Origin of the sequence: Haloplanus sp., assembly GCF_028275055.1 — an archaeon.
GTDB lineage: Archaea > Halobacteriota > Halobacteria > Halobacteriales > Haloferacaceae > Haloplanus.
Window position 1 is genome coordinate 1 of record NZ_JAQCNJ010000035.1, and the last position, 23,558, is coordinate 23,558.

Sequence of the window (23,558 nt, forward strand, 5' to 3'; positions counted from 1 at the left end):
CAACGCCCACTGAGGAGGGCGGCCCCGGCTTCGGTGCGGTCATCGCGGTCATCGCGCTGTTGGCGGCTGCATTGCTGGCCACGCGGCGCGACACCTAACGACAACGACTGACCGCCGGGAGCGGTCACACGGTGCGGTTTCTTTTATCGACGTGGCGACCCATCTCCGGAGAACGGCTTCCAAACCGATATGACGCTCTATCCCAACGGGTGAGCCATGGCCGAAGACGAACGCGTCATGTCCGGGGAACCGACCGATCGCCCGTATGGCGGCACCTGTCCGGCGTGTAAACGCGACTACCGGCGCGCGATCACGCTCACTCCGGATGGTGTTCTTCGAGGAGACCTTTCGGGTGACGTCTGTATCACGCCGGACTACCTGTTCGCTCACTCCGAGATTACCGTTTCCGACCCCGACGGCGACTTTCCGACGAAGGAAGTCGGCGGGATGGGCAACCGGGTTGAGGTGCCGATTGACCGGACGGAGGTTTCCGGCGTTCGGATCTCCGGTGACGACACCGGTACAGCGGACGGTCCATTCGTGTTTCCCGACGATCATTAACCGGTCTCCCCGCGGGACGTCTCACAGACGAACCTCACGGCCGGTACACCCGCCGCCGAGTGCCCGACATCGGGCCTTCCCCTTCGACAAAACCGCCACAGAGGGTACAACAGGGTGCCGTATTGTCCGACAACTCGGTGAGGCGAACACCGTCGCCCGTGTTGACCACCTCCTCATACGTGTGTCGCTACCAAGTGGTGATTGGTGTCGAAAACCGACGAAAGCCGAGTGGGAACCCGTGAACTCGCTTCGCTCGGCCACGAGTTTCCCAACGGGAGTATGGGACCGCCGTGATTCGAACACGGGTCCAACGCACCCCATGCGCAGAGGATACCACTACCCCACGGTCCCGCGTCTCGATTCAGATTCGTATCCGGGTTAAGCGTGTCGCTTTACACCAACACGCGTTCGAGACCGACGACGAGTCCTTCCTCGGCGTCGGGGTCGCCGACCCGCCGACCGAGACACACCGCCGACCCGTCGGGCGTGTAGCAGGCCACCAGCGCGTCGGGGTCGCTCTCGTCGGCGCTGAGGACACCTGGGGCGTAGACGGGTGCGCCGGTCGCCACCTGCTCGGCGGCGCTCGGGGCCACCACGACCGCCGGCAGGTCGCGAAGCACGCGCTCGGCCGGGGCGACGACGCCACGGATCGGCCCTTTGTTGCCCGTCTCTGCGACCGCGAGGGCGTCGGCGAGGTCGTGGAGTGTCACGAGGTCGCGGTCGTCGAAGGGGTCGGTTGCCGTTCGCCGGAGGTGGCCCATGTGCGCGCCCGTCCCGAGTGCGAGTCCGAGGTCGTGACACAACTTCCGGATGTAGGTGCCGCTCGCACACTCGATCCGGATGAGAACCTGCCGATCGCGGGCTTCGAGAACGTCGATGGCGTGGATCGTCCGGGTTCGGAGGCGGCGGGACACGGCGCTTTTCCGGGGTGGTTTCTGATAGATTTCGCCTTCGAACGACGTGATCACGTCGTCGAGATCGGCCGGCCGCCGGTCGTGGAGTTCGAGAACGGCCACGTACTCCTTGCGGCCTTCGAGAAAGACGGGAGCGAGACGAGTCGCGTCACCGAGCATGACCGGCAGACAGCCGGTCACCTTCGGGTCGAGCGTCCCGGCGTGTGCGGCCCGGCCAACGCCGGCGAGGTCGCGGACCCAGCCGGCGACCTGGTGGGCCGAGGGCCCCGGTGGCTTGTCGAGGTTGACGACGCCGAAATTCAGACGAGCCGTCAGGTCACGGTCGCCCGGTGGAGCGCGCAGACTCATGTTAGGCGTCGAACTCGGCGACGGTATCGACGGGGTGGCGCCCCTCGTCGTCGGCGGCGTCGTACCGCTTGACGGCGTTCGTGAGCAACGCGAGAACGTCGCTGGCGGTCCACCGTGCGGTGTTCACGGTCAGGTCGTAGATAGAAAGGTCGTCGATGTCGATCCCGTAGTAGTCGGCGTAACGCTTTCGTTCGCTTTGCTCGCGCCGCTCCGTTTCCTCGCGGGCGCGCTCGACCGGCTTCTTCTCGCGGTCGGCGATCCGGGTCGCGCGCACGTCTCGTGGGGCGTCGAGCCAGAGACGAAAATCAGCGGTATCGCCGGCCAGCCACCCGGCGAGTCGGGATTCGAGGACGACCCCATCCCGATCCCGTGCGATCCGGTACAACCGGCGGTCGAGGTCCCGGTCGATCCGGTCGTCCTCCTCGGCGAGTTCGTTGAACTCGACCGGCGTGTACCCCCGTTCGTCGGCAAGGTCGCGAAAGATGTCACCGCCGCTTATATGCTCCAGATCGAGCGCCTCGGCGAGGCCCGCGGCAGTGGTGCTCTTTCCACTACCCGCCGGTCCGGATACGGTAAGTAGCATACCGACACCCACGGTGGCCGTCTAAAAGAGCGTGTTCACTCCGCGCTACGTGCCCGTCGGGCTGATGTCGATGTTCAGTCCCTTTCGGATGATCTGGGTGAACCCCATCGAGCAGAGGAAGTACCAGACGATCCACACCTGGATGGGGCCGACGACACCGTCGGTCCACGCTCGCTCGCCGACGAACGGCAGGATCAACGGCTGAAGATTGAACACCGCATCTGCCCCCCTGATCCCGACGCCCCAGTACATCCACAGGAATACCGGAATCGTGAGAAACATGATCCACACCATGGGACGGAACTGTTCTTTGAATATGCCCAACTGGTCGCCCATGGCGTCCATCTGTTCGTCTTGGATGCGTTCTAGCGCCTCGTCGTCGCCCCGTTCCTTCGCCTTCTTGCGTTTCTCCTGGATCTTCTGCATCTGTTCCTGGTACTCCCCCATCTTCTCGGAGTCCATGAGGTTTGCCTGCAGAATCGTCGAGTACAGCCCCGTCAGAACCGCGAGGATCATCACGACGGCGTAGAACGGAAGCGTCGATTCGAGCGGACCGAGAACGACGTTCATCGCCGATCCGATGACGTTCCGCATCGGTTCCCAGGAGTAGCCGGCGAAGAGGGCGACGCTGAAAACCGCCGCGCCCTTGTCCCACACCGACCACGAACTCTCGTCGCTCGTCCCGTCTTCGTTCTCGTCACCGGTTTCGGTGTCGACCGCCTCGCGGGTCGCTTCGGGGTCGGCCAGTCGGAAGCCGGCGTCGCCGTCGACCAACACGCCCTTCTCGATGAGGCGACCCCACTGGCCGCTGGATAAGTCCTCGCGGACGTCGACCCACTTGACCTCGCCGTCCTCCGCCCGGTCCAGTACCGTTTGGATCACCCCTTTCATCTCGGCGTCGGCCGCGATGAGGTCTCGCACCTTCTGCTCGATCCGTGCCATTGGGACCGAGTAACCACCCGGCCGTAATGAAGCTTTTACTCTTCGGGCGGCCGCCCGTGGCCGTGCCCGCCGGCACATGCCGTGCTGTCCGCCCTCGTGCCGCCGCCGGCAGCCCTACCCCACACGGACGAGCGTGACGAACAGGGCAACGGCTCCGTTCACCCCCGCCGGCCAGGACCAACGCGACCCGGACCGGAGCGTTCATGCGACCGACGAGACCGACGACCCGGGTGGCAACGAGTCCACCGAGACCACCACACGGCCGGGGGTGGGTGACCGACCGCGCTTGCGGTTCGTCGGTCGGCGAACGCACAACCGCGTCTCAGTTCGCGGCGTCGTCGACGACGTCGCTGATCCCTTCGAACACCTCGTCCGGTGCCCCCTCGCCGTCGACCTCCACGAGAACCCCCTTCTCGCGGTAGTGGTCGACGACCGGCGCGGTGTTTTCCTCGTACACCTCGAGTCGGTCGCGAACGGTGTCTTCGGTGTCGTCGTCGCGCTGGATCAACTCGCCGCCGCAGCCGTCACAGACCCCCTCGTTCTCGGGAGGGCTGAACTCGACGTGGTAGTTGGCCCCGCAGTCGTCACACACCCGCCGTCCGGTGAGGCGGTCGACGAGTTCGGCGTTACTCACGTCGAGAAAAACAACGGCGTCGAGGTCGGTGATCTCCGAGAGATACTCCGCCTGATCGAGATTCCGTGGGTAGCCGTCGAGAACGTAGCCGTCCGCGGACCGCAGGGCGGTCTTGACGATCTCGTTGACGACCGCGTCGGGAACGAGTTCGCCGGCTTCCATGTACGCCCGCGGCGTGTCGTACTCGGTGTCCATGTGGCCGATGTCCATATCCTTGTTCGACCGGAGCGCGTCTCCCGTCGTGACGTGTTCGATGCCGAACGCCTCGGCGAGGCGCTTGCTCTGCGTTCCTTTTCCCGCTCCCGGTGCACCGAGCAACAACACGTGTGGCTCGCCCATACCCCCACTCACCCCCTCCGGGTATAAATTAGTGAAGAAACATAGACGATACCGACGGCTCAGGACAGGCGCCTGATGTTCTCGACGACCGCGTCGGCGTACTCGCTGGTCGCGAGTTTCGTTCCGCCGTCGATCTGTCGGTGGAGGTCGTAGGTGACCTTCCCCGAGGAAATCGTCCTCTCGACGGCGTCACGGACGAGGTCGGCGGCGTCGTCCCAGCCGAGCTGTTCGAGCATGATCCGGCCCGAGAGGATTATGGCGGTGGGGTTGACCTTGTCCTCCCCGGCGTACTTGGGCGCGGAGCCGTGGACGGGTTCGGCGAGTACGCGTCCCTCGCCGAGGTTCGCGCCGGGGGCGATACCCAGACCGCCGATCTGTGCGCCCGCGGCGTCGGAAAGGTAGTCGCCGTTCAGGTTCGGCATCGCGAGCACGTCGTACTGCTCGGTCCGGGTCAGAAGCTGTTGGAGCATGTTGTCGGCGATCCGATCCTTGAGAACGACGGCTCCGTCGGGTGCCTCACCGTCGTACTCGTCCCAAAGGGTGTCTTCGGTGATGACCTCGTCACCGTACTCCTCCTCGGCGAGTTCGTAGCCCCAGTCGCGGAAGGCCGCCTCGGTGAACTTCATGATGTTGCCCTTATGAACGAGCGTCACCGACCCACAGTCGTTTTCGAGTGCGTAGTCGATGGCCTCACGGATCAGGCGCTTGCTCCCGAACTCGGAGATCGGCTTGACGCCGATACCGACGGGGCCGTCGTGGATGGTCGAATCGAAGCCCATCTCCTCCTCGACGAACTCGCGGACCCGCTCTGCCCCGTCGGTGCCGGCCTCCCATTCGATGCCGGCGTACACGTCCTCGGTGTTCTCACGGAAGTTGATCATGTCCATCGCCTCGGGTGTTTTCACCGGCGACGGGACACCGTCGAGGTGGTAGGTCGGGCGGACGTTTGCATAGAGGTCGAGTTTCTTCCGCAACGCGACGTTCAGCGAGCGGAAGCCGGAGCCGACGGGCGTCGTGAGCGGTCCCTTGATGGCGACACGGAACTCGCGGATCGCGTCGACGGTTTCCTCGGGGAGATTCTCGTCGTAGCGCTCGCGCGCGGACTCGCCGGCGTAGAGCCGCATCCAACTGATCGAGCGGCCGGTTTCCTCCGCGGCGGCGTCGAGTACCTGTTGGGCGGCCGGGCCGACGTCCGTGCCGATCCCGTCCCCGTAGATGATCGGGATGATCGGGGTCGACGGTACGTCGAGTTCGTCGGTCCCCTGGCCGACGGTGATCGCCTTTCCGTCGTCGGGAACTTCGACCTTGTCGTAGCTCATGTGATCGGCGGGTTTGCCGACCAGCGTAAAATGCCTGCCGTTATCGGGCATATGAGTTATTTTCCGGCCGTTCGATCGGGCCGTATGCGTCTCGTTGTCCACGGTGGCGCCGGATCGGGGGCGACTCTCGGCCGACCAACGCCCGAACGCCAAGGTGTTCTCGACGCCGCCGCGGCCGAGGGGGTCACCGAATCGACGCCGATGGACGCCGTCGAGACCGCGATCCGACGACTGGAGGCTGACGAGCGGTTCAACGCCGGTCGCGGCGGGGCGATCCAGTCCGACGGCGTCGCCCGCGTCGACGCGGGGGTGATGACAAGCGACCGGACCATCGGGGCCGTCGCTGGCGTCGCCGGCCTTCCCCACGCCGTCAGCGCCGCGCGGGTCGTCACAGAGGACACGCCCCACGTCTGTGTCGCCGGTGACCACGCCGCGGCGCTTGCCGCCGACTTCGGTGTCGAGACGGGCGCCGACCTGACAACCCAGCGGACCCGCGAGCGGTTCGCAAACACCGATCCGCCGGCCGGCGACGCCGAGCCAGAAAAGCATCTCGACTGGCTTCGCGAGCGATTCGGCGGACACGACACCGTCGGAGCCGTCGCGGGTGCTGACGGGCGGTTCGTCGCCGCTACGTCGACCGGGGGTCGCAGGTTCGCACTCGCCGGGCGCGTCGGCGACGTCCCGCAGGCCGGGTTGGGGTTCCTTTGTACGCCCGCCGGTGGCGCGAGTGCGACGGGCGCCGGCGAGGACATCACCCGCGTCACGCTCGCCCGACGGGTCGTCGAGTATCTCGACGACTGCGCGTCTGCCGACCGTGCGGCGTCGCTCGCCGTCGAGGGGTTCGAGACCCTGACCGGTTCGACCGCGGGTGTGAGTGTGATCGTCTGCGGTCCCGATGGCGTCGGATCGGCGCACAACGGCGCATCGATGCAGGTGGCCGTGGCGGAGCGGTAAGAGCGGCCCGCTCGTGTGATCGTCCGGCGTGACGTGTCGCTCACACCCGCCCGTCGTGTCGGTCACCGGTGTCACCACCGAACGCGCCGACATCGCCCGGCCGCGAGGGACACGGCACGGGTGGGTGCGTTTTCTTCACTGTCGAGTCCCCCGATAACCACTCGGGCGGCCGAGCGACGCGAGGGAGCCGAGACTGTTTTGCCCCCGGCGCGACGTTTCGTTCGTATGACCGTCCAGCCACACCTGCGAGTCGACGAGGGCGACGTCCGAGACGTGGCGCTGTTGCCGGGCGACCCCGGTCGCGTCGAACGCATCGCTGCGGCCTGTGACACCGCGACCGACCTCGCGCACAACCGGGAGTACCGCCTCGTCGACGCGGAGTACGAGGGTGTCCCCCTGACGATCTGTTCGACCGGCGTCGGGTCGCCCTCGGCGGCGATCGCGCTCGAAGAACTCGCGGCCGTCGGCGTCGAGACGGTGATCCGCCCGGGAACGATCGGCGCACTCCAGTCGGAAATCGACATCGGTGACATGGTTGTTGCGACGGCCGCCGCCAAGGAGGAGGGAACGACCAAGCGCTACGAGCGGGCCGAGTACCCCGCCGTCCCCGACTTCGAGGTGACACGGGCGTTGATCGACGCCGCCGAGGTTGCGGACGAGTCCGTCCACGTCGGCCCCGTCGTCACCGACGACGCGTTCTACGCCGAGACCGACGACTACGTCGACGACTGGGCGGCCGCCGGGCTTCTGGCCGTGGAGATGGAGGCCGCCGCCCTCTTTACCCTCGCGCGCCGGAAGGGGTTGCGTGCGGGCGCTGTCTGTACCGTCGACGGCAACCTCGTCGAGGGCACCCAGAAGGGAAGCGGCGATACGGCCGAGAACGAACTTCCGCCGAAGGCTCGAAACAACGTCGAGCGGATGATCGGGCTGGCTCTCGACGCCGCCGCGACGCTCGGGTAGCGGATGCTCGACCGGATCCTCGCCCGTAGCGCCAGCCTCGTCCGACGACTCCGTCGGTTTGAGCGGCGCGAACTCGCCTCGCTCGGTCGCTGGATCCAACACACCGGCAACCTGCTTCATCTGACGGTGCTGGTGGCGGTCCCCCTGCTCATCGCCGTTGTGACCATCGTTTCGAACGCACTGACCGAACTTTCATTTCTGCTCTTTCCACCCCTCGCCGCCGGCGCGTACACCCTCTTTTCCGATCCGGAGGGGCGGTACGCCTCCCCGCGGAAGTTCGTCGTCGGCCTCGTCGTCGGCGCGCTCTGTGGGTGGGCGGCGCTCGCGCTCCCGGTCGCCCCCGCGGAGCCGGTCGTCTCCCCGCTCAGCGCCGCGCTCTCGATTTTCCTCACCGGCGTCGTGACGTGGCTTCTCGACGTCGAGGAGCCGGCGGCTTTCTCGACGGCGTTGCTGGTGCTTGTGACCGACGACGCGTCCCCGGAGGCGTACGTCGCGAGCGTCGCCGCCTTCGGAACGCTCGTCGCCGCCGTCTTCGGCGTCTGGCGCTCCCGGTTCTACGAACGCCGCGCCCGGTATCTCTACGACACGGCCGGGAGCGACGACCACGTCCTCGTCCCGATGCGGGGCGACCCCGACGGTGCCGAAACGACGGCTGTCTTCGGCGCGACCCTCGCGGCCGCCCACGACGCGGGAAAGGTGGTGTTGCTGGCCATCCTCGACGAGGCCGGAAAGGATGGCACTCAGAACGCCGACGCGAACACGACGGTGACTGTGGACGTTTTCGCGGGCGCGCGGACGCGCACAGGCATGAGACCGCCGGACGGCGACGCCAACACCGACACCGACACCGACACCGACGCCGATGTCGTCGCCGGCCGGGCGGCCGAGCGACTGGAGTCGGTCGCGAAAACGGTCCGAACGCGGGCTGGCGTCCCGTGTGAGGTGGTCGTCGCTCGCGGACCGGCCGTGTCGACGACCATCGAGACGGCGGCGAACACGAACTGCGACCTCGTGGTTGCGCCGTACGAGGAGGACCGCGGCCTCCTCTCGCCGTACGTCCGTGGCGTGTTCGACAGCCGGTACGACACCGTCGCTGTCCGGACGACACCCGGCCGCCGCCGCTGGCGACGCGTCCTCGTGATGGTCGCGCGGCCGGGCGACAGCGCCCACGCGATGCTCGATTTCGGCTCCAGACTGACCGGTCCTGCCGGTGGCCTGAGCGTCTGTACCTGTATCGACGCCGAGGTGGAGCGCCGCGGTGCCGAAAAGCGCCTCGCCGACCTCGCGGAAACGGTCGGTGCTGAGGTGGAGACCCGTGTCGCCCGGAGCGACGTCACGGACTTCATCGCGGCGAACGCCGGCGCGTACGGCCTGTTGATCGTCGGGTCCTCGGGTGACCGGTCCCGGGCGTCCCGGCTTCTCTCGCCCCCGACGTTCGAGGGGCTCCGCGACGTTGACTGTGATGTCGCGGTCGTCGACCGTGGGAACGTGTAGGCAGTCAGTGAACTCCCGCCGACACCGTCTCCGCTCCCGGAGGTCACTGCCACCGTGGTCGGACCGTTGTTCCCCTCGAACCGCCGCCCGGTGTCTCGGCGTGTTCAGATGCCTCGTTTCGGCATCCGTCGACGATGGGACGATTGGACGATGGGACGATGGGACGATGGGACGAGTGGACGAGTGGACGAGTGGACGCCGCAGCGCCGGTCGCCCGTCGTGCCGAGGCGCACGACCGACCCAGCGCCCGGAGCCGGCCGCCCGAGACACAACCCATTTGACCCACCGGGATGGAAAGTACCCTATGGAGTGGAAGCTGTTCGCGGACCTCGCGGAGGTGGCCGACGACCGGGAGATATCCGTCGACGTCGATGTCGGTGACGGCGCGACGGTCGGCGACGCGCTCGACGCTCTATTCGAGGCACAGCCGTCGCTCCGGGACCGCGTTCTCGACGACTCCGGAGCCGTCGCGGATCACATCAACGTTCTCCGGAACGGCGAGAACGTCCACGCGGACGACGGACTGGAGACAACGGTCGACGTGGGCGACGAACTCGCGTTGTTCCCGCCGGTGAGCGGTGGGCGCGTAGCGGAGTAACGGACGCGACGAGCGGTCGTGCCGTCCCGATCACTCGGGACGGGGACGGGCGGTGAACAGGGTCTGGACGACCGAAAAGGGGTCGTACACCGACTGGTGGCACTGACAGTAGACACCGTTGGGGTTCCCGAACCGGGCGGCGTCTTCGGTCTGTTTGTAGCCGGGGACACAACAAAAGTGAGTACACTTGTTGAGCCATGCGATAAATCCCTGATCGGTGCTCGCCTGTAGCCACTCGTTGTTCTGAGCGGCCTGTTCGACGCGCCGGCTTCGAACCACCTGAATCGGAATCACGTTGTCGGCGCCCTCTGACCGCCACGTGCCCGTGGCGGGCTTGCCGGTCCCGGCGTCACCGATACCGTTGCCCCACTCGGTGTAGTCATCGAAATCGTCGACGTGAAACCGGTCGCCCTTTTCTTTGGCCTCGGACTGCCAGTCGTAGGCGGGACTGGACCCGGACCGGAAGTAGTTGTCACTCTCGTACCCCGGCTGGATGCCTTGATATCCCTCGACACCGCAGTATTGGAACCACTCCGAGGAGTAGGTCGTTCCGCCGAGATCCATCTCCGCCACCTCGACCTCGATGCCGCCTTGGAGTTGCGTTTCGACATCCGGCCAGAGCCCCCTAACGTAGCCCTCGTCGTCGACCTCGAGCGGGATCTGTGGCATCCCGCGAGGCGCGGGGCCGGCCGTGTTCTCGATGGCCCACGCCTGCGTGGCCCCGCCACCGGCGCCCGGCGAGGCAGTCGCGCTGTTGACGGTGACCGTCCCGAGTGCGCCGACGCCGGCGAGCGCCGATCCGCCCACGACGCCTTTGACGAACCGTCGTCGCCCGCTTTCTTTGGGGTATTTATCGTCCGCGCTCATGACATCAGCTTAGGGCGGGCGCTGAAAAGCATGACGAAGTGACCGGCCGGACGCGGTGTCGTCGCCCCGACCCGTTCGGGGCGGCGTCACCAATTCCACGACGCGCCGGACGGATCGACGATCCGTTTCTCTCCCCTGCTCCCATCGGTGCGAATCGTCTCCGCGTTTTCGTCGTCCGGAGCCGCGTTCAGCGTCCGGTCGGTCCCGGAGGTCCGCTCCGGGCACGCCCCGTGGCCGGGGCGGTCACGTCACACCCATGTCGTAAGACTCAGGTCGTCGCGGCCGACTGCGGTCGGAACGACGCTCTCACCGCCGACGGTGCTCGAACGGTCCCGGGGTCGGTCGACGTGTCCTGCCACCGAGTTCCGGGCGGTCAGTGCGGACGACAGCGGTCGCCTTCGCCTCGGAGCCGACGAGGTGGTCCCACGTGACCGGTCGCCACACGACCGGGCAGGCGAAACGATTTTGCCGTGGGCTTGCGCAGAGTCGTTATGCCGACCGAATCCGACACCGGATACGACCCGGAACTGGGTCGGAAGTTCGTTTTTGTGACCGGCGGGGTGATGTCCGGTCTCGGCAAGGGTATCACGGCCGCGAGCACCGGCCGCCTCCTGGCGAACGCGGGCTTCGACGTGACCGCGGTAAAGATCGACCCGTATCTCAACGTCGACGCGGGGACGATGAACCCCTACCAGCACGGTGAGGTGTACGTTCTGAAAGACGGGGGCGAGGTCGACCTTGACCTCGGAAACTACGAGCGCTTTCTCGGCACGGATATGACCTCCGACCACAACGTCACCACCGGAAAGACGTACCAACACGTCATCGAGAAGGAACGGGCGGGCGATTATCTGGGGAACACGGTTCAGATCATCCCTCACATCACCGACGACATCAAGCGCCGCATTCGCGAGGCCGCCGAGGGGACCGATATCTGTTTGGTCGAGGTTGGGGGGACCGTCGGTGATATCGAGGGGATGCCTTATCTCGAAGCGCTCCGGCAGTTCTCCCACGAGGAGGACGACGAGGACGTTCTCTTCGCCCACGTTACCCTTATCCCGTACTCACAGAACGGCGAACAGAAGACCAAACCCACCCAACACAGCGTGAAGGAACTGCGCTCGATCGGTCTCCAACCGGACGTGCTCGTCGGTCGTTGCGAGGACCACCTCGACGCCGAGACACGGGAGAAGATCGCGCTGTTCTGTGACGTGCCGACCGACGCGGTGTTCTCGAACCCGGATGTTGAGGACATCTATCACGTCCCGCTGATGGTTGAGGAGGAAGGTCTCGACGAGTACGTGATGGAGGAGCTACACGTCGCCGACGAGGCGCTCCCACGCGGGGAACGCGACAGCCGGTGGCGTGACCTCGTCACCCGCGAACGGACCGGCGAAATCGACATTGCACTGGTCGGCAAGTACGCCTTCGAAGACGCCTATATGTCGATCCACGAGGCGCTGAAACACGCGGGTATCCATCGGAACGTCGACGTGAACGCGTTGTGGGTCGACGCCGACGAGATGCGCGATCACCACACCGAACGCCTCCGCGAGGCCGATGCGGTCGTCGTCCCCGGCGGCTTCGGTTCCCGGGGGTCCGAGGGCAAGGTCGAGGCCATCCGCCACGCCCGCGAGAACGACGTTCCGTTTCTCGGCCTTTGTCTTGGCTTCCAGATGGCCGTCGTCGAGTACGCCCGGAACGTGCTCGGGTTGGAGGGTGCCCACTCCGCCGAAATCGACGAGGAGACGCCGTACCCGGTTATCGACCTCCTGCCCGAGCAGTACGATCTCGAAGACCTCGGCGGAACGATGCGACTCGGTGCACACACCACCGACATCGACTCCGGGACGCTCGCCCACGAGGTGTACGACGCTGACAGTTGCACCGAACGTCACCGCCACCGCTACGAGGTCAACCCGGAGTACATCGACGACCTCGAGGCCGGATCGCTCACCTTCTCGGGCCGTGCGAACAACCGGATGGAGATCGTCGAACTCGACGACCACCCCTACTTTCTGGGGACGCAGTTCCACCCCGAGTTCCGGTCGCGTCCCGACCGGGCGAGCCCACCCTTTGTCGGCCTTGTTGAGGCGGTGCTCGATCGCGCCGACATGACCGAACGGGAGGTGGAGGCCTGATGGTCGACACCGACGCGTTCATTCCGGAGGCGACAAAGGAGATAGCCGACGCGGTCGGCGAGAACGACAACGCCATCATCGCGCTCTCCGGCGGTGTCGACTCCTCGGTCGCCGCGGCGCTCGCTTACCGCGCCATCGGCGACCGCCTCACCCCCGTCTACGTCGACACCGGGCTGATGCGGAAAGGCGAGACGAAGGGCATCCGCGAGACGTTCGCGTTCATGGACAGCCTCCGGATCGTCGATGCACAGGATCGCTTTCTCGACGCGCTCGAAGGTGTCACCGATCCCGAGGAGAAGCGCCACGTCATCGGGGAGTCGTTCATCAGGGAGTTCGAACGCGAGGCCCGCGAGGCCAACGCCGACCACCTCGTTCAGGGGACGATCTACCCCGACCGCATCGAGAGCGAGGGCAACATCAAATCCCACCACAACGTCGGTGGACTCCCCGACGTGGTCGACTTCGAGGGGATCGTCGAACCCGTCCGTGACCTCTACAAGGACGAGGTTCGCGAGGTGGCCCGCGCACTCGACCTCGAAGCGGTGGTTTCCGAGCGGATGCCGTTCCCCGGTCCCGGCCTCGCGGTCCGTATCATCGGCGAGGTGACCGAGGAGAAACTCGGCGTCGCTCGGGAGGCGTGTCACGTCGTCGAGGAGGAGGTCGAGGCACACGACCCGTGGCAGGCCTTTGCGGCCGTTATCGGCAAGGCAACGGGTGTGAAAGGCGACAACCGCGTCCACGGTTGGATCGTCTCGGTCCGGTCGGTCGAGAGCAGGGACGGCATGACCGCCCGCGCACAGGAACTTCCGTGGGAGACGCTCCAACGAATCCAGAGTCGCATCACCGGCGAAAACGAGAACGTCGCGCGGGTCGTCTACGACGTCACGCATAAGCCGCCCGCGACCATCGAGTACGAGTGATGACCCAAGCGATACTGGCCGGCCCGGACCACGACGACCTGGGGCCGGCACTGGAAGGCGAGGGCATCGATGTCTCGTGTGTCGATGGGATCCTCACCGCATCCGTTCTCGACGACGCTGGTATCGCCGACGCCGATCTGTTCGTTCTCACGGATCTGGACGAGGCGACCGCCATCTCGGTGGTCAAGGATCGGAATCCCGATGTCCGGATCGTCGTCTACAGCCACGATTCGCTCCCCGAGTTCGTGCGCGGCCAGACCGACCTCGCGATGGACCCCGATCTGTTCGGCGTCGACATGGTGGCCGAGGAACTGGGTTGAGGCCTCGGTCACTCCGGATCGGGGGCACACGACCCGGACCTGAACCCGGACCCGCGGCTCCCCTGTCGGATCGATGGCCACACGTGCCATCGGGCGCGATGCCCGCTACGGCCCCGCCCGCGGTTCCGCCCATCGCGCCGGTGGCCACCGCCGGCTTTGGCGTGGTGAACGCGGTGAGCCGACAAACTCCGTTATCATCCCCGACCGCGTCCCGAACCTGTTCGGCTCCGGTTTCGATGACCGCGGGCCGCCGACGGGCCCCGACCCTTTCCCACACCACGGCCGTCACCCCCACCCGAGACGCTCCGCGCTTCCCCGGAAACGCACCGATTAAGACGCCGGCGGCCGATACGACTAGCATGACGCTCGACCGACTGGAGACGTTCGATCCGGCTCCCGACGAGGTGGTGACGGCCGAACTCGCCGTCAGCGACGACGTACTGGTGAAAGCCTTCGCTCTGGGTCAGGGTGCGCGACTGGAACCACACGAACACGCCGACAGCACGAACGTCTTTCACGTCCTCCGCGGGACGGTGACCGTGATCCAAGGCGACGACGAGGAGGCGATCAACGCTCCCGGCGTCGTCTACCACGACCGTGGCGTAGGCCACGGGGCGCGCAACGACACCGACGACGTCGCCGTGTTCACCGCCAGTCTCTGCCCGCTACCGGGGTCGGGCTGAGATGGCCCCGCATCGACCGGTTCACACATCGTCGGCCCGTTGTTCCCCGATGAGGTGAGCCATGTCATACGCCCGAGTCACCACACACGCCCGCCTCCACTTCGGCTTCTGTAACCTGAGTCTGGCCCGCGAGCGCCTTTACGGCAGTTTAGGCGTGGGTCTCGACCGCCCGCAGGTCAGTATCGCCGCGACCCCCGACGAGGGCGTGACCTGTGACAACCCGACCGTCCACGACTACACGACGCGGGCGGTCGAGCAGCTCGGCGTCGACGGCGCGGACGTGACCGTCGACGGCTCCTTTCCACGGCATGTCGGTCTCGGAAGCGGGACACAGTTGGCCCTCGCGACGCTCGCCGCCGTCGCACACGCCCACGACCGCCCGGTCGACGCCCGACGCCTCGCACCGGAGTTGGGCCGTGGCGGTCGTTCCGGTATCGGCGTCGCCACCTTCGAGAACGGCGGGTTCGTTCTCGATGCCGGCCATCCGACCACGCGGTTCACCACCGACCGTCCGGCGCTCGGTCGGTGGTCGGTGCCGCCGGTCGCCGCGCGACATCCGCTCCCCAAGGACTGGCGCTTTCTGGTCGTGGTGCCCGAGGGCCACGCCGGGCCGAGCGGCGACGCGGAGGACAGGAGTATGCGCTCGGCCGTCGAGTCCGCGCCCCCGTCACCGAGCGACCGCCTCGCCGGCGTCATCACCCGTCGTGTGCTCCCGGCGGTCACCGAGGGCTCTGCCGAGCGCTTCGGGGCGGCCGTCGCGGAGGTCGGCCGCCTCAACGGGACGTGGTACACGGACGAACAGGGCGGCGTTTATCGCCCGCCCGCCGGTGAACTCGTCGCCGCCCTCGACGAGGACCCGGCCGTCTACGGTGCGGGACAGTCCTCCTGGGGGCCGTCGGTGTACGGGATCACCGACGCCGACAGGTCGGCGGCGGCACGCGAGGCGGGACGCGCCGCTCTGGACGCCGCGGGTGTCGACGGCCGCGTCCTGATCGCCGAGGGGCGCAACCGCGGCGCGGCGGTCGACGGCGACCCGCGCCGCAACGACTAACTCGGCGACAGCCATACGCCATCCATGGCACGCATCCCCTTCGGTATCGCCCGTCTCGACTCCATCGTCGGCGGCGGGGCGCCACCGGGGAGTGTCGTTCTGTTGGTCGGCGAGGCCGGCGCGGGCGCCCGCGAGTTCGCGTACACGAGCGCCGCGATGAACGGCCTGTACCACGGCGACCGCGACGCGTTCACCCTCCACTACGGCGACGTGGAGTCGGGGGCAACGCCACCCGAGGAGATCCACTACGTTTCTTTCACGACCGGCCGCGACCACCTCGAACGCGAACTGGCGTACACGATGAACGAGGACCTGGCCGGCATGGCGGTCGATCACGTCCAGTTTCGCGACCTCTCGCCCGAGTATTTTCAGCTGAGTCCGATCCCTCGCGAGTGGTACGCGGGCGCAACCCGGACCGTCGAGGATCTGGCGACGCGCGAGCGTCGGGAGAGCGCACTGAGCGCTCTCGGCGACTACCTCGGCGAACACGCGGCGGGCAACCTCGTTGTTGTCGACTCGGTCACCGACCTCGTCGCCGCCATCAGCGACGACATGTCGTTGAGCGATATCGCCCTCGTGATGAAGGGCATCCAGAAGGTCGCCCACCAGTGGGGCGGGCTCATCCTCCTGTTGGTACAGGAGGAGACGCTCGACCCCACGGCACTCGGTCATCTGATGGATGCCACCTCGGGAACGTTTCAGTTCGAGTGGGAGACCGGCGGGTCCAAACGCGCCCGAACCATGTTCGTCAAGGAGTTTCGAGGCGTTCTCTCGCGGCTCGAAGCGGAGAACATCATCCGGTTCGAAACGGAGATTCACGAGGGCGGATTCGATGTAAGCGGCGTCCGGAAGATCCGGTAGGTCGGGCCGACCGATACTTAACGTGTGACGAGAAAGGGACACGGGATGGCAGGCGAACAGTCCGACGCCTTCCCCGAGGAGTTGCGGGAGTGGGTCGAACGCCGGGCCGCGGAGCACGACGCCGACCCGGGAGCGGTTCTGGCACGGGCCGTCTCGGTGTATCGATATCTCGACGCCGAGGCCGAGGCCAAGGCTGAGGCCGGTGCCGGCATCACCCCTGCCGATGTCGACCCGGGGCGTCTCGACGACATGGGCGACCGACTCGAAGCGTTGTCCGACCGTGTCGGCGGCGTTGAGGATGACCTCGACACGAAAATCGACGACGTCCGCGACCGTGTCATTCAGGTCAAGCGCGAGGCAGACGACAAAGCATCCCGAACCCACGACCACCCCGAACTGTCCGACCGCGTCGACGCCGCCGCCACCGCCGCCGAGAACGCCACGGCACAGGTCGATGCACTCGCCGATCGGTTAGACCGTGGCTTCGAAAACTACGAGGAGATTTTGGAGTATCTGACCGACACGACCGACGACCTCGAACGAACGGTCGATTCCATGGCCGACACCGTCGCCGACCTCCGTTCGACGCTCAGACACGTCGGCGCCGCCGAGGCCGACCGCCGGGCGGTCGACGACCTGCGGACGGTCGCGAACCGCCACGGCGACCGCACCGCCGCCTGTGGCGACTGTGGTTCGACGGTCGATGTCGGCTTGCTCTCCCGGCCCCGGTGTCCACACTGCGAAGCCACCTATACCCACTTCGAGCCCTCGACCGGATTCTTCGGGAGTGCAACACTCGTGACGGGAGACCGCCCGGCGTTGACCGACGGCGAGAACGGTGGCCGCGTCACCGACGAGGCGGGGTTCGGGGGGCCGACCGGTGACTGAAGACGGCGACGACGACCCCGATCCGTTCGCCGAGAGCGAGAGTCTCGACGACGAGACGGACGACGCCGACGCCGGCGACGACCCGGACGACGACGCTCCCCTCGCCGATCTCGCCCGTGAGGTGCGGAAACGGCGCGAGGCCGACGAGTCGGCGTCGACGTCGAAGTCGACGGGCACGGACCTCGATTCCGACCCGTTTGAGTCCGTCGACGTCGCCGAGGTCGACGACGAGGCCGTCTGGGAGTCGTTCGTCGAGGGTTCGGACGAACCGGAGGCGGGTGTGGGACTCGGTGCGGAGGTCCACAAGGCGTCCGAGGCGAACGAACACGTCGTCTCGAAGCGGGAGTTCTGCCAGCGATGTCCCCACTTTTCGGCCCCGCCGGCGACGGCCTGCACCCACGAGGGGACGACAATCGTCGAGGTTGTCGACGCCGACGACTTCCGCGTTCGTAACTGCCCCATCGTCGCCGAGCGCCGCGAGTCGAGCATCGACTGATCCCGGTGTGTCGAGTCATCTTTGTGCCTCGACGCGTTACGGCCGAGATATGCAGTTCTGCGATGACTGTGGGTCCATGATGGTCGCCCGCGACGGCGAGATGGCGTGTACCTCCTGTGGCGCGACCGACGCCCGCGATGAGGAACGCGCCGCCGAGTTCGTCTCCACCGAACGCCAGAGCGACGACGAACTCGTCGAAACCGAGGAGGGCGCGAACTTCGAAGGCAAACCCACGGCGACCGACGTGACCTGCGACGACTGCGGGGGCGGCGAGGCGTGGTACACGATCAAACAGACCGGTGCGGCCGACGAACCGCCGACACGGTTTTTCAAGTGCAAGGAGTGTGGCTACCGGTGGAGGGAGTACAGTTGAAACCCACCCGACACCGCTGCTTTCGGCAGACATAGATCTGTTCTCTACCAGAGCGGCTTGATTCGACTGCCCGACAACGTACCGACCCGAGACGACCCGTCTCTGTCGACGAACGCACCCTCCGTTCCGAGCGTGCCAACACGTCCTCTCTCGATCGATACGACCGCGTGACTTCCCTGAACGCCGTTCTGACCCGGACGTCGGCGGAGGTGATAGATTCAATCGGTGGCGTCTATACAGGCCGGCCGTCTGACTCGTCGACGCCGATGGATCCTGTCTGTTGCACACCGACTTGAACGTTCAACCGAGAAATTCCACGACCTCGCTGACGACCGTCGTTTTCAGCTTTTCTGTGGCCCGGGGGTGACCGTTCCCGTAGACGGTGTACACTCCCGATTCTTTCACGACCAGATACGCCTCGTTTTCCAGCATCCACGCGGTTTCTTTTTCTTCCAGTGTCACCTCGCCGTCCAGTTGGTCCCGAATCCGCTGGCGCTTCTCACTCACGTCCGCTCACGGGCGTTCAGCCCCGTGTGCCGGGTAGAACCGCCTCCCGCCCCGGCACCCTCGCGTTCTGACACATCCGGTCCGTTCAACGGCCCGGCCATCCGACGGGGGTATCGGTAGCCGAGTGCCACCCAGATTGGTCTGTGACCCGATCCTGTCGGGTTGGCCGGCCCGTTCGCCGGAGACAACGACCGTGCTGTCGTCCATACGTGATCGGTTTGTCCGTACGGGCTAAATGATTGTTCACACCGGCGCCGTCCGAGACACGTGGATGCGGTATCCGTTGACTCCGTGTGTGTGTAGTGAGAGCGTTCTTGAGGAGGGACGGACTCGTCTCGGCTACGGTATCGACCGTCCTTCAGCCGACCTCAGGTCTGCGGTCGGGTCAGCCCCCGAGGCATCAAACCCACCCTCGGCTCTGTGTCGGCACAGCACAGGCTACCCCCCCGCTCAGAGACTCGATCCGGCCCCGGATCCACCGACATAATCCCGCGGTGTGTACATTCGCCGTAAGGAGTGTGCCCACATGACACACCAGAAAGCAGAGACAACAGGTGGTGTAAACTACTACCGATCCGCCGAGATACGTTTTTTGCCGCTTGACGAACGGTATATGCGTCTGGAGTCCAACTATTAGGGGTGAGCGAAACAGCAGACAACGATCAGATGGATAAACTGGCGGACGAACTCGAATCATCGGGCCTCGGGCCGGCGGGACTGGCCGCCGTTGGCTCCGTCGCGCTGGCGTTGTACTACTACTACGTGCGCGGCGACAAACAGAAAGGGCAGTTCGTTGGCCTCTGGCCGGCGACCATCCTTGGACTCGCCTCGTACCTCAAGATCACCAGGCAAGAACGCGGCGACGAGTAGCGATCAACACGCACGGTCGGCGACCGACCGGCGCTCCGGCCCCTGCCGAACGGCGGTTTCGCCGCCGGTTTCGACGCGGACGAGCATCGCCTGGCCGCCGTAGTCGTGGGTCTGATCATGTCCGCGGACGACGACACAGGTGGTCCCCTCCGGAATCGACACCGTCGTCGACCGTGTGAACTCGCGGGTGCCGTGTGGATGGGCCAGTTCACGCCGGCCCAACCGCCCCCCTGCGAGCGTCTCGACCTGCCACCAGTCGGCGTACCCGTTCTCGCCGTCGTCGTCGTGGATGAGGGTCACCTCGAACCGGTAGTCACCGTTCCCGCCCTCGGTTTCGACGGTCACGGCCACGACGTTCGCCTCGCGGAGGTTGAGGTCGGCCGAGGCCGTGTCGCCGGCGCCCGTGGTCGCCGTGTCGGTCGTCGCCCTGTCGTCCGTTTCTGCACACCCGGCGAGTCCGGCAGCAACCGCCCCGACGCAGGCGAGGGTCCGGCGCCGGCTGAGCGGAGTGAACGTCATGCCGATCCGTACAGCACCGAGTGACAAAAGACGCGCGCCGTGTCACACCACGCTCGCGACGAAGGCCGCCACGCGTTCGCCAACGGCCACCTCCCGGCCGACGAAACGGTGGTCCGCGGGGAACGTCTCGACGGTCCCCTCCCGACCACGGACCGCCTCGCCGACCCGGTCGGCGTCGACAGTCTCGTCACGCGTCCCGTAGCCAACCCACAGGGGACCGCCGACCCGGTTGACGGCGGCGACCACGTCGCTCCCGTCCTCAAGACGGGGGACAGGAGAAAGCGCGGCGACGGGACCGCCAACGTCCACGGCTGTCAGGAGTGCGACGCCGCCGCCGAAACTGTAGCCGAACAACATGACGCTGTCGTAGCGGTCGGCCGCCCACTCGCACGCGGCCCGGGCGTCGGCGCGTTCGCCTCGTCCCTCGTCCCACGGGCCGTAGCCGACGCGAAGGCAGTCGGTCCATTCGGGAAGCGCGGCGCTCACCGCACGCAGGCGGTTGTCGTGGCGGTCGCCGCCGCGTTGTGGGTGTGGGGGACACGCGACGACGATGGCGCGGGCGTCCCGGCTGTCGTTATCGAGGCTGGCTCGGACCTTTCGGGCTCCCGGAATCCTGATGCGGTCGGTCGACACACCGTTGGCTACACGCCGATCCCTTACGATCCTGTCGCCGGGTGAGATTTTAAGGCTCGCGTCCCCAAGGGGAGGTATGGGAATACTCTCGCGGGCCTCCTACGTCGTTCGGTCGAAGCTCAACGGCCTCCTGAATCGGGCGGAGGACCCAACCGAGACGCTCGATTACTCCTACGAGCGGATGCGCGACGAACTCCAACAGGTCAAACAGGGGATCGCCGACCTGACGACACAAAAGAAACGACTCGAGATTCAGAAGCGACAACTCGAGGACAACGTCGACAAGCACAACGAACAGGCCCGCGAGGCCGTCAGTCAAGACCGCGAGGATCTGGCGCGGCGGGCGCTGGAAAAGAAAAAGGAGAAGATGAAACAGATCGAGGAACTGGAGAGTCAGATCGCAGATCTTCAGTCGACACAGGACGACCTCGTCGAGAAGAAAAACACCCTCCAGAACCGGATCGAGGAGTTCCGAACGAAAAAGGAGACGATGAAGGCACGCTACGAGGCCGCGGAGGCGTCGAACCGTGTCTCGGAGGCCATCAGCGGCGTCGGCGACGAGATGGGCGACGTTGGTCGCGCGCTCGAACGCGCCGAGGAGCGAACCGACGAGATGGAGGCGCGGTCGGCCGCAATGGATGAACTGCAGGAGTCGGGCGCGTTCGACGATGCGCTCTCGGATAAAGACGAGATCGACCGGCAGTTGGAGTCCGGGCGGACGTCGTCGGCGGTCGACGCGGAACTCGAGACGCTCAAATCGGAGATGGGGGAGTCGAGCGGTGACGCCGGCGGGCCGACGGTGTCCGTCGACGACGACGTTGCGGCCGAACTCGACGAACTGCGGGAGAGCGAAAGCGAAAGCGAAGGAGGGGCAGACGCCGACGGTGAGGAGTCGGCCTGATGGGTGACGTGCCGGATCTCGTCGCCGCCGTCGATCGGTCGACGGATCCCGAAATCCGTGCGGAGTTCGACCGTCGAGTCCGTACACAGGCCGAGCGGATCCGTGATGACATCGCCAGCGGTCGCCTCGACACCGGGGAGTTCGCCATCGGAATGGAGTTGGAGGCCTACGCGGTCGACCCCGCCGACGGTCGTCTCGCGTCCATTCCAAGCGCCGCCTTCGACCGCGGCGGATTCGCAAAGGAACTCGGCGTCCACAACTTGGAGGTCAACTCCGCGGCGACGCTGTTCGACGCCGACGGCCTCGCCGAACAGGCCGACCGCATCGCCGACGGTGTCGCCGCCGCGGCCGAGACACTTGACGAGGAGGGATTTGCCCCGGCCCTCGACGCCATGTGGACGATTCCGCCGATGGAGGGAACCGACGCGTACCTCGGGACCGTCGAGGAGCGGTCGGGGGTCGTTGTCGCGACGAACATGCGCCACCACCCCCGATACGTCGCACTGGACAACGAGATTCTCGACCGGAGCGACGGGACGATCACCGTCGACGCGCCGGGGGCTCACCTCTCCTATCCGACGATTCTCGTCGAGTCGCTCGCCACGTCGATCCAGCCACACCTCCAGATTCCCGAGGTTGAGGCGTTTCCGTCGTATTTCAACGCCGCGCTGCGAACGACCGGCCCGATTCTCTCGTTGTCGAGCAACTCCCCCTTTCTCCCTGCAGACTGCTACGATGCGGCCGCCGACCCCGGGGTCATCAAGGACACCCTCCACGAACACCGGATCCGGGTGTTCGAAGAGAGCATCAACGCCGACGCGCCCAGCGACGAGGGAAAGGTTCGGTTCCCGCGCGATGTCGACGATGCGACCGACGTGGTGGATCGGGTCGTTGCGGACGAGACGTACGCACCCGTTCTCTCGGATGGCAACGCCGATGCCGGCACCGATGCCGGGGCCGGTTCCTACCGGGCGACACTCCCAGAGTACGACCACAAGCGTGGCGTCCACTGGCGGTGGGTCCGGGGCGTCGTCGGCGGGCAACCGGTCGGCACGGCACGCGACGGGGCCTCCCTGCGCATCGAGTACCGTCCGCTTCCGACCCAGCCGACGGTCCGGGACACCGTTTCGTTGCAGGCGCTTGTTGTCGGTCTGCTTCGCGGACTCATCGCCGCCGACCACCCCGTTCTCAACCTGCCGTGGACGGCCGCTCGCGACTGCTTCTACGACGCCGTCGACCGGGGGCCGGACGCCGAGTTGGCGTGGGTGACCGCCGACGGCGACCGCACGGCCGACCCCCAGGCGGTCTACGACGACCTCTTCGCCCACGCCCGCCGGGGCCTCCGGGACGCCGGCCTCGGCGACGACGCCGTCGATGACTACCTCGCGCCTGTCGAACGCCGACGCGACGGCACCGTCCCGAGCGCTTGGAAGAAAGATCGGGTTCGGGCGGCCGTCGACGACGGCGCGACCCTCCCCGAGGCGGTCGAGCGGATGCAACGCACCTACCTCGACCATGCGGGTGGTGGGACCGTCTTTGCCGACTGGCCGGGAGCGTAGAACGACGCCCGGCGAGGCACCGATGTGTCACCCGATCGTATTTTATTACAGACCGAATAAACCGGGGGGTATAGGGTCTCGGGGACCGTTGTCACCGACGAACCTATATGCTTCCCCCCACTGACCCGACCGAGGCGGAGTCACAGGCCGGACGGTCACCTGTGGAACCGGCCGCCGGTGATCGGATCACGTTCGACGAGTCGACGAGCCAGCACCTCGAAGCGGCGCTCCGGGTCGACGACGCCGTCGAAAAGGACTACCACGTGCGTCTTGCCCTCCAACGGGTGGTGATCGCCGAGGAAAACCGACACGAGTGACCGGAT

General features: G+C 66.5%; 28 protein-coding genes and 1 tRNA gene. 19 read left to right on the forward strand and 10 right to left on the reverse strand.

From position 1 onward, the window contains the following. Together Q0925_RS12420 and Q0925_RS04295 are read left to right on the forward strand one after the other, a co-directional pair. A partial coding sequence (locus Q0925_RS12420; RefSeq protein WP_299332146.1) for a PGF-CTERM sorting domain-containing protein occupies positions 1–98 on the forward strand: 98 nt, incomplete at its 5' end. Between the two features lie 118 nt (positions 99–216). After that, the gene (locus Q0925_RS04295; RefSeq protein WP_299332205.1) at positions 217–561 is read left to right on the forward strand and encodes a hypothetical protein; all 345 of its coding nucleotides are present in this window, start codon (positions 217–219) and stop codon (positions 559–561) included. A gap of 280 nt (positions 562–841) precedes the next feature. Here the strand turns inward: Q0925_RS04295 and Q0925_RS04300 are convergent. The 6 genes from Q0925_RS04300 to icd form a co-directional block, all read right to left on the reverse strand. Continuing rightward, a tRNA-Pro gene (locus Q0925_RS04300) sits at positions 842–912 on the reverse strand. A 41-nt stretch (positions 913–953) separates the two neighbouring features. Continuing rightward, a complete protein-coding gene (locus Q0925_RS04305; protein WP_299332207.1) occupies positions 954–1,823 on the reverse strand; it encodes an RNA-guided pseudouridylation complex pseudouridine synthase subunit Cbf5 in 870 nt (289 codons plus the stop codon). Between the two features lies 1 nt (position 1,824). Continuing rightward, complete coding sequence (gene cmk / locus Q0925_RS04310) at positions 1,825–2,406, reverse strand: (d)CMP kinase (protein ID WP_299332209.1); 582 nt, start codon at positions 2,404–2,406, stop codon at positions 1,825–1,827. A 45-nt stretch (positions 2,407–2,451) separates the two neighbouring features. Continuing rightward, positions 2,452–3,348, reverse strand: coding sequence for a DUF106 domain-containing protein (locus Q0925_RS04315; protein WP_299332211.1), 897 nt, complete (start codon positions 3,346–3,348; stop codon positions 2,452–2,454). Positions 3,349–3,670: 322 nt separating this feature from the next. Continuing rightward, positions 3,671–4,321 carry an adenylate kinase gene (locus tag Q0925_RS04320; RefSeq protein WP_299332212.1) on the reverse strand — a complete coding sequence of 217 codons (651 nt, stop codon included), beginning with the start codon at positions 4,319–4,321 and terminating at the stop codon, positions 3,671–3,673. Between the two features lie 59 nt (positions 4,322–4,380). After that, positions 4,381–5,640 (reverse strand): isocitrate dehydrogenase (NADP(+)), encoded by a 1,260-nt coding sequence (gene icd, locus Q0925_RS04325; RefSeq protein WP_299332214.1) that lies wholly within the window; start codon positions 5,638–5,640, stop codon positions 4,381–4,383. Positions 5,641–5,724: 84 nt separating this feature from the next. Between icd and Q0925_RS04330 the strand changes: the two genes are divergently transcribed. The 4 genes from Q0925_RS04330 (at position 5,725) to Q0925_RS04345 (ending at position 9,646) form a co-directional block, all read left to right on the forward strand. Beyond that, positions 5,725–6,594: an isoaspartyl peptidase/L-asparaginase gene (locus tag Q0925_RS04330; RefSeq protein ID WP_299332215.1), complete on the forward strand. Its 870-nt coding sequence runs from the start codon at positions 5,725–5,727 to the stop codon at positions 6,592–6,594. Between the two features lie 225 nt (positions 6,595–6,819). Further along, positions 6,820–7,554 carry a nucleoside phosphorylase gene (locus tag Q0925_RS04335; RefSeq protein ID WP_299332217.1) on the forward strand — a complete coding sequence of 245 codons (735 nt, stop codon included), beginning with the start codon at positions 6,820–6,822 and terminating at the stop codon, positions 7,552–7,554. Positions 7,555–7,557: 3 nt separating this feature from the next. Then, positions 7,558–9,048 carry an HPP family protein gene (locus Q0925_RS04340; RefSeq protein ID WP_299332219.1) on the forward strand — a complete coding sequence of 497 codons (1,491 nt, stop codon included), beginning with the start codon at positions 7,558–7,560 and terminating at the stop codon, positions 9,046–9,048. 304 nt (positions 9,049–9,352) lie between these two features. Further along, entirely contained in the window at positions 9,353–9,646 is a 294-nt protein-coding gene (locus Q0925_RS04345; RefSeq protein ID WP_299332220.1) for a ubiquitin-like small modifier protein 1, read from the forward strand. A 30-nt stretch (positions 9,647–9,676) separates the two neighbouring features. Here the strand turns inward: Q0925_RS04345 and Q0925_RS04350 are convergent, their stop codons facing one another. Next, positions 9,677–10,513 carry a ubiquinol-cytochrome c reductase iron-sulfur subunit gene (locus Q0925_RS04350; RefSeq protein ID WP_299332222.1) on the reverse strand — a complete coding sequence of 279 codons (837 nt, stop codon included), beginning with the start codon at positions 10,511–10,513 and terminating at the stop codon, positions 9,677–9,679. A 491-nt stretch (positions 10,514–11,004) separates the two neighbouring features. Here Q0925_RS04350 and Q0925_RS04355 point away from each other — a divergent pair, with 491 nt between their 5' ends. The 9 genes from Q0925_RS04355 to Q0925_RS04395 all read left to right on the forward strand — a co-directional run bounded on the left by Q0925_RS04355 (position 11,005) and on the right by Q0925_RS04395 (position 18,246). Then, the gene (locus Q0925_RS04355) at positions 11,005–12,654 is read left to right on the forward strand and encodes a CTP synthase (RefSeq protein WP_299332224.1); all 1,650 of its coding nucleotides are present in this window, start codon (positions 11,005–11,007) and stop codon (positions 12,652–12,654) included. Beyond that, the gene (gene guaA, locus Q0925_RS04360) at positions 12,654–13,574 is read left to right on the forward strand and encodes a glutamine-hydrolyzing GMP synthase (RefSeq protein ID WP_299332226.1); all 921 of its coding nucleotides are present in this window, start codon (positions 12,654–12,656) and stop codon (positions 13,572–13,574) included. The genes Q0925_RS04355 and guaA overlap by 1 nt, the downstream gene beginning before the upstream one ends. Then, positions 13,574–13,894, forward strand: coding sequence for a DUF7126 family protein (locus Q0925_RS04365; protein ID WP_299332228.1), 321 nt, complete (start codon positions 13,574–13,576; stop codon positions 13,892–13,894). The genes guaA and Q0925_RS04365 overlap by 1 nt, the downstream gene beginning before the upstream one ends. Positions 13,895–14,253: 359 nt before the next feature. Further along, positions 14,254–14,577 (forward strand): cupin domain-containing protein, encoded by a 324-nt coding sequence (locus Q0925_RS04370; protein ID WP_299332230.1) that lies wholly within the window; start codon positions 14,254–14,256, stop codon positions 14,575–14,577. A 61-nt stretch (positions 14,578–14,638) separates the two neighbouring features. Continuing rightward, positions 14,639–15,628 (forward strand): beta-ribofuranosylaminobenzene 5'-phosphate synthase family protein, encoded by a 990-nt coding sequence (locus Q0925_RS04375; protein ID WP_299332232.1) that lies wholly within the window; start codon positions 14,639–14,641, stop codon positions 15,626–15,628. 24 nt (positions 15,629–15,652) lie between these two features. Further along, positions 15,653–16,489 (forward strand): RAD55 family ATPase, encoded by an 837-nt coding sequence (locus Q0925_RS04380; RefSeq protein ID WP_299332233.1) that lies wholly within the window; start codon positions 15,653–15,655, stop codon positions 16,487–16,489. 45 nt (positions 16,490–16,534) lie between these two features. After that, complete coding sequence (locus Q0925_RS04385) at positions 16,535–17,377, forward strand: hypothetical protein (RefSeq protein ID WP_299332234.1); 843 nt, start codon at positions 16,535–16,537, stop codon at positions 17,375–17,377. Continuing rightward, positions 17,370–17,873, forward strand: coding sequence for a hypothetical protein (locus tag Q0925_RS04390; RefSeq protein ID WP_299332235.1), 504 nt, complete (start codon positions 17,370–17,372; stop codon positions 17,871–17,873). The genes Q0925_RS04385 and Q0925_RS04390 overlap by 8 nt, the downstream gene beginning before the upstream one ends. A gap of 49 nt (positions 17,874–17,922) precedes the next feature. Beyond that, the gene (locus tag Q0925_RS04395; protein ID WP_299332237.1) at positions 17,923–18,246 is read left to right on the forward strand and encodes a transcription factor S; all 324 of its coding nucleotides are present in this window, start codon (positions 17,923–17,925) and stop codon (positions 18,244–18,246) included. A gap of 300 nt (positions 18,247–18,546) precedes the next feature. On the opposite strand, the gene Q0925_RS04400 is transcribed toward Q0925_RS04395, so the two are convergent. Then, a complete protein-coding gene (locus tag Q0925_RS04400; RefSeq protein ID WP_299332239.1) occupies positions 18,547–18,753 on the reverse strand; it encodes a hypothetical protein in 207 nt (68 codons plus the stop codon). Positions 18,754–19,419: 666 nt separating this feature from the next. Between Q0925_RS04400 and Q0925_RS04405 the strand changes: the two genes are divergently transcribed. Further along, complete coding sequence (locus Q0925_RS04405; protein ID WP_349254385.1) at positions 19,420–19,623, forward strand: hypothetical protein; 204 nt, start codon at positions 19,420–19,422, stop codon at positions 19,621–19,623. Positions 19,624–19,626: 3 nt separating this feature from the next. Here the strand turns inward: Q0925_RS04405 and Q0925_RS04410 are convergent, their stop codons facing one another. Continuing rightward, positions 19,627–20,142, reverse strand: a complete 516-nt coding sequence (locus tag Q0925_RS04410; protein ID WP_299332242.1) for a hypothetical protein — start codon at positions 20,140–20,142, stop codon at positions 19,627–19,629. A 42-nt stretch (positions 20,143–20,184) separates the two neighbouring features. Continuing rightward, complete coding sequence (locus Q0925_RS04415; RefSeq protein ID WP_299332244.1) at positions 20,185–20,775, reverse strand: alpha/beta hydrolase; 591 nt, start codon at positions 20,773–20,775, stop codon at positions 20,185–20,187. A 76-nt stretch (positions 20,776–20,851) separates the two neighbouring features. Here Q0925_RS04415 and Q0925_RS04420 point away from each other — a divergent pair, with 76 nt between their 5' ends. The 3 genes from Q0925_RS04420 to Q0925_RS04430 all read left to right on the forward strand — a co-directional run bounded on the left by Q0925_RS04420 (position 20,852) and on the right by Q0925_RS04430 (position 23,552). Then, positions 20,852–21,676, forward strand: coding sequence for a PspA/IM30 family protein (locus Q0925_RS04420; protein ID WP_299332245.1), 825 nt, complete (start codon positions 20,852–20,854; stop codon positions 21,674–21,676). Continuing rightward, a complete protein-coding gene (locus tag Q0925_RS04425; RefSeq protein ID WP_299332246.1) occupies positions 21,676–23,235 on the forward strand; it encodes a hypothetical protein in 1,560 nt (519 codons plus the stop codon). Before Q0925_RS04420 ends, Q0925_RS04425 begins: the two co-directional genes overlap by 1 nt. A gap of 107 nt (positions 23,236–23,342) precedes the next feature. Then, positions 23,343–23,552: a hypothetical protein gene (locus Q0925_RS04430; protein WP_299332247.1), complete on the forward strand. Its 210-nt coding sequence runs from the start codon at positions 23,343–23,345 to the stop codon at positions 23,550–23,552. Positions 23,553–23,558: the final 6 nt, after the last annotated feature.

Excerpts from the sequence above, each read along its gene's own strand:
- Q0925_RS04295 (WP_299332205.1), top strand. The coding sequence starts at position 217 with ATGGCCGAAGACGAACGCGTCATGTCCGGGGAACCGACCGATCGCCCG.
- Q0925_RS04305 (WP_299332207.1), bottom strand. The coding sequence starts at position 1,823 with ATGAGTCTGCGCGCTCCACCGGGCGACCGTGACCTGACGGCTCGTCTG.
- cmk (WP_299332209.1), bottom strand. The coding sequence starts at position 2,406 with ATGCTACTTACCGTATCCGGACCGGCGGGTAGTGGAAAGAGCACCACT.
- Q0925_RS04315 (WP_299332211.1), bottom strand. The coding sequence starts at position 3,348 with ATGGCACGGATCGAGCAGAAGGTGCGAGACCTCATCGCGGCCGACGCC.
- Q0925_RS04320 (WP_299332212.1), bottom strand. The coding sequence starts at position 4,321 with ATGGGCGAGCCACACGTGTTGTTGCTCGGTGCACCGGGAGCGGGAAAA.
- icd (WP_299332214.1), bottom strand. The coding sequence starts at position 5,640 with ATGAGCTACGACAAGGTCGAAGTTCCCGACGACGGAAAGGCGATCACC.
- Q0925_RS04330 (WP_299332215.1), top strand. The coding sequence starts at position 5,725 with ATGCGTCTCGTTGTCCACGGTGGCGCCGGATCGGGGGCGACTCTCGGC.
- Q0925_RS04335 (WP_299332217.1), top strand. The coding sequence starts at position 6,820 with ATGACCGTCCAGCCACACCTGCGAGTCGACGAGGGCGACGTCCGAGAC.
- Q0925_RS04340 (WP_299332219.1), top strand. The coding sequence starts at position 7,558 with ATGCTCGACCGGATCCTCGCCCGTAGCGCCAGCCTCGTCCGACGACTC.
- Q0925_RS04345 (WP_299332220.1), top strand. The coding sequence starts at position 9,353 with ATGGAGTGGAAGCTGTTCGCGGACCTCGCGGAGGTGGCCGACGACCGG.
- Q0925_RS04350 (WP_299332222.1), bottom strand. The coding sequence starts at position 10,513 with ATGAGCGCGGACGATAAATACCCCAAAGAAAGCGGGCGACGACGGTTC.
- Q0925_RS04355 (WP_299332224.1), top strand. The coding sequence starts at position 11,005 with ATGCCGACCGAATCCGACACCGGATACGACCCGGAACTGGGTCGGAAG.
- guaA (WP_299332226.1), top strand. The coding sequence starts at position 12,654 with ATGGTCGACACCGACGCGTTCATTCCGGAGGCGACAAAGGAGATAGCC.
- Q0925_RS04365 (WP_299332228.1), top strand. The coding sequence starts at position 13,574 with ATGACCCAAGCGATACTGGCCGGCCCGGACCACGACGACCTGGGGCCG.
- Q0925_RS04370 (WP_299332230.1), top strand. The coding sequence starts at position 14,254 with ATGACGCTCGACCGACTGGAGACGTTCGATCCGGCTCCCGACGAGGTG.
- Q0925_RS04375 (WP_299332232.1), top strand. The coding sequence starts at position 14,639 with ATGTCATACGCCCGAGTCACCACACACGCCCGCCTCCACTTCGGCTTC.
- Q0925_RS04380 (WP_299332233.1), top strand. The coding sequence starts at position 15,653 with ATGGCACGCATCCCCTTCGGTATCGCCCGTCTCGACTCCATCGTCGGC.
- Q0925_RS04385 (WP_299332234.1), top strand. The coding sequence starts at position 16,535 with ATGGCAGGCGAACAGTCCGACGCCTTCCCCGAGGAGTTGCGGGAGTGG.
- Q0925_RS04395 (WP_299332237.1), top strand. The coding sequence starts at position 17,923 with ATGCAGTTCTGCGATGACTGTGGGTCCATGATGGTCGCCCGCGACGGC.
- Q0925_RS04405 (WP_349254385.1), top strand. The coding sequence starts at position 19,420 with ATGGATAAACTGGCGGACGAACTCGAATCATCGGGCCTCGGGCCGGCG.
- Q0925_RS04410 (WP_299332242.1), bottom strand. The coding sequence starts at position 20,142 with ATGACGTTCACTCCGCTCAGCCGGCGCCGGACCCTCGCCTGCGTCGGG.
- Q0925_RS04420 (WP_299332245.1), top strand. The coding sequence starts at position 20,852 with ATGGGAATACTCTCGCGGGCCTCCTACGTCGTTCGGTCGAAGCTCAAC.
- Q0925_RS04425 (WP_299332246.1), top strand. The coding sequence starts at position 21,676 with ATGGGTGACGTGCCGGATCTCGTCGCCGCCGTCGATCGGTCGACGGAT.
- Q0925_RS04430 (WP_299332247.1), top strand. The coding sequence starts at position 23,343 with ATGCTTCCCCCCACTGACCCGACCGAGGCGGAGTCACAGGCCGGACGG.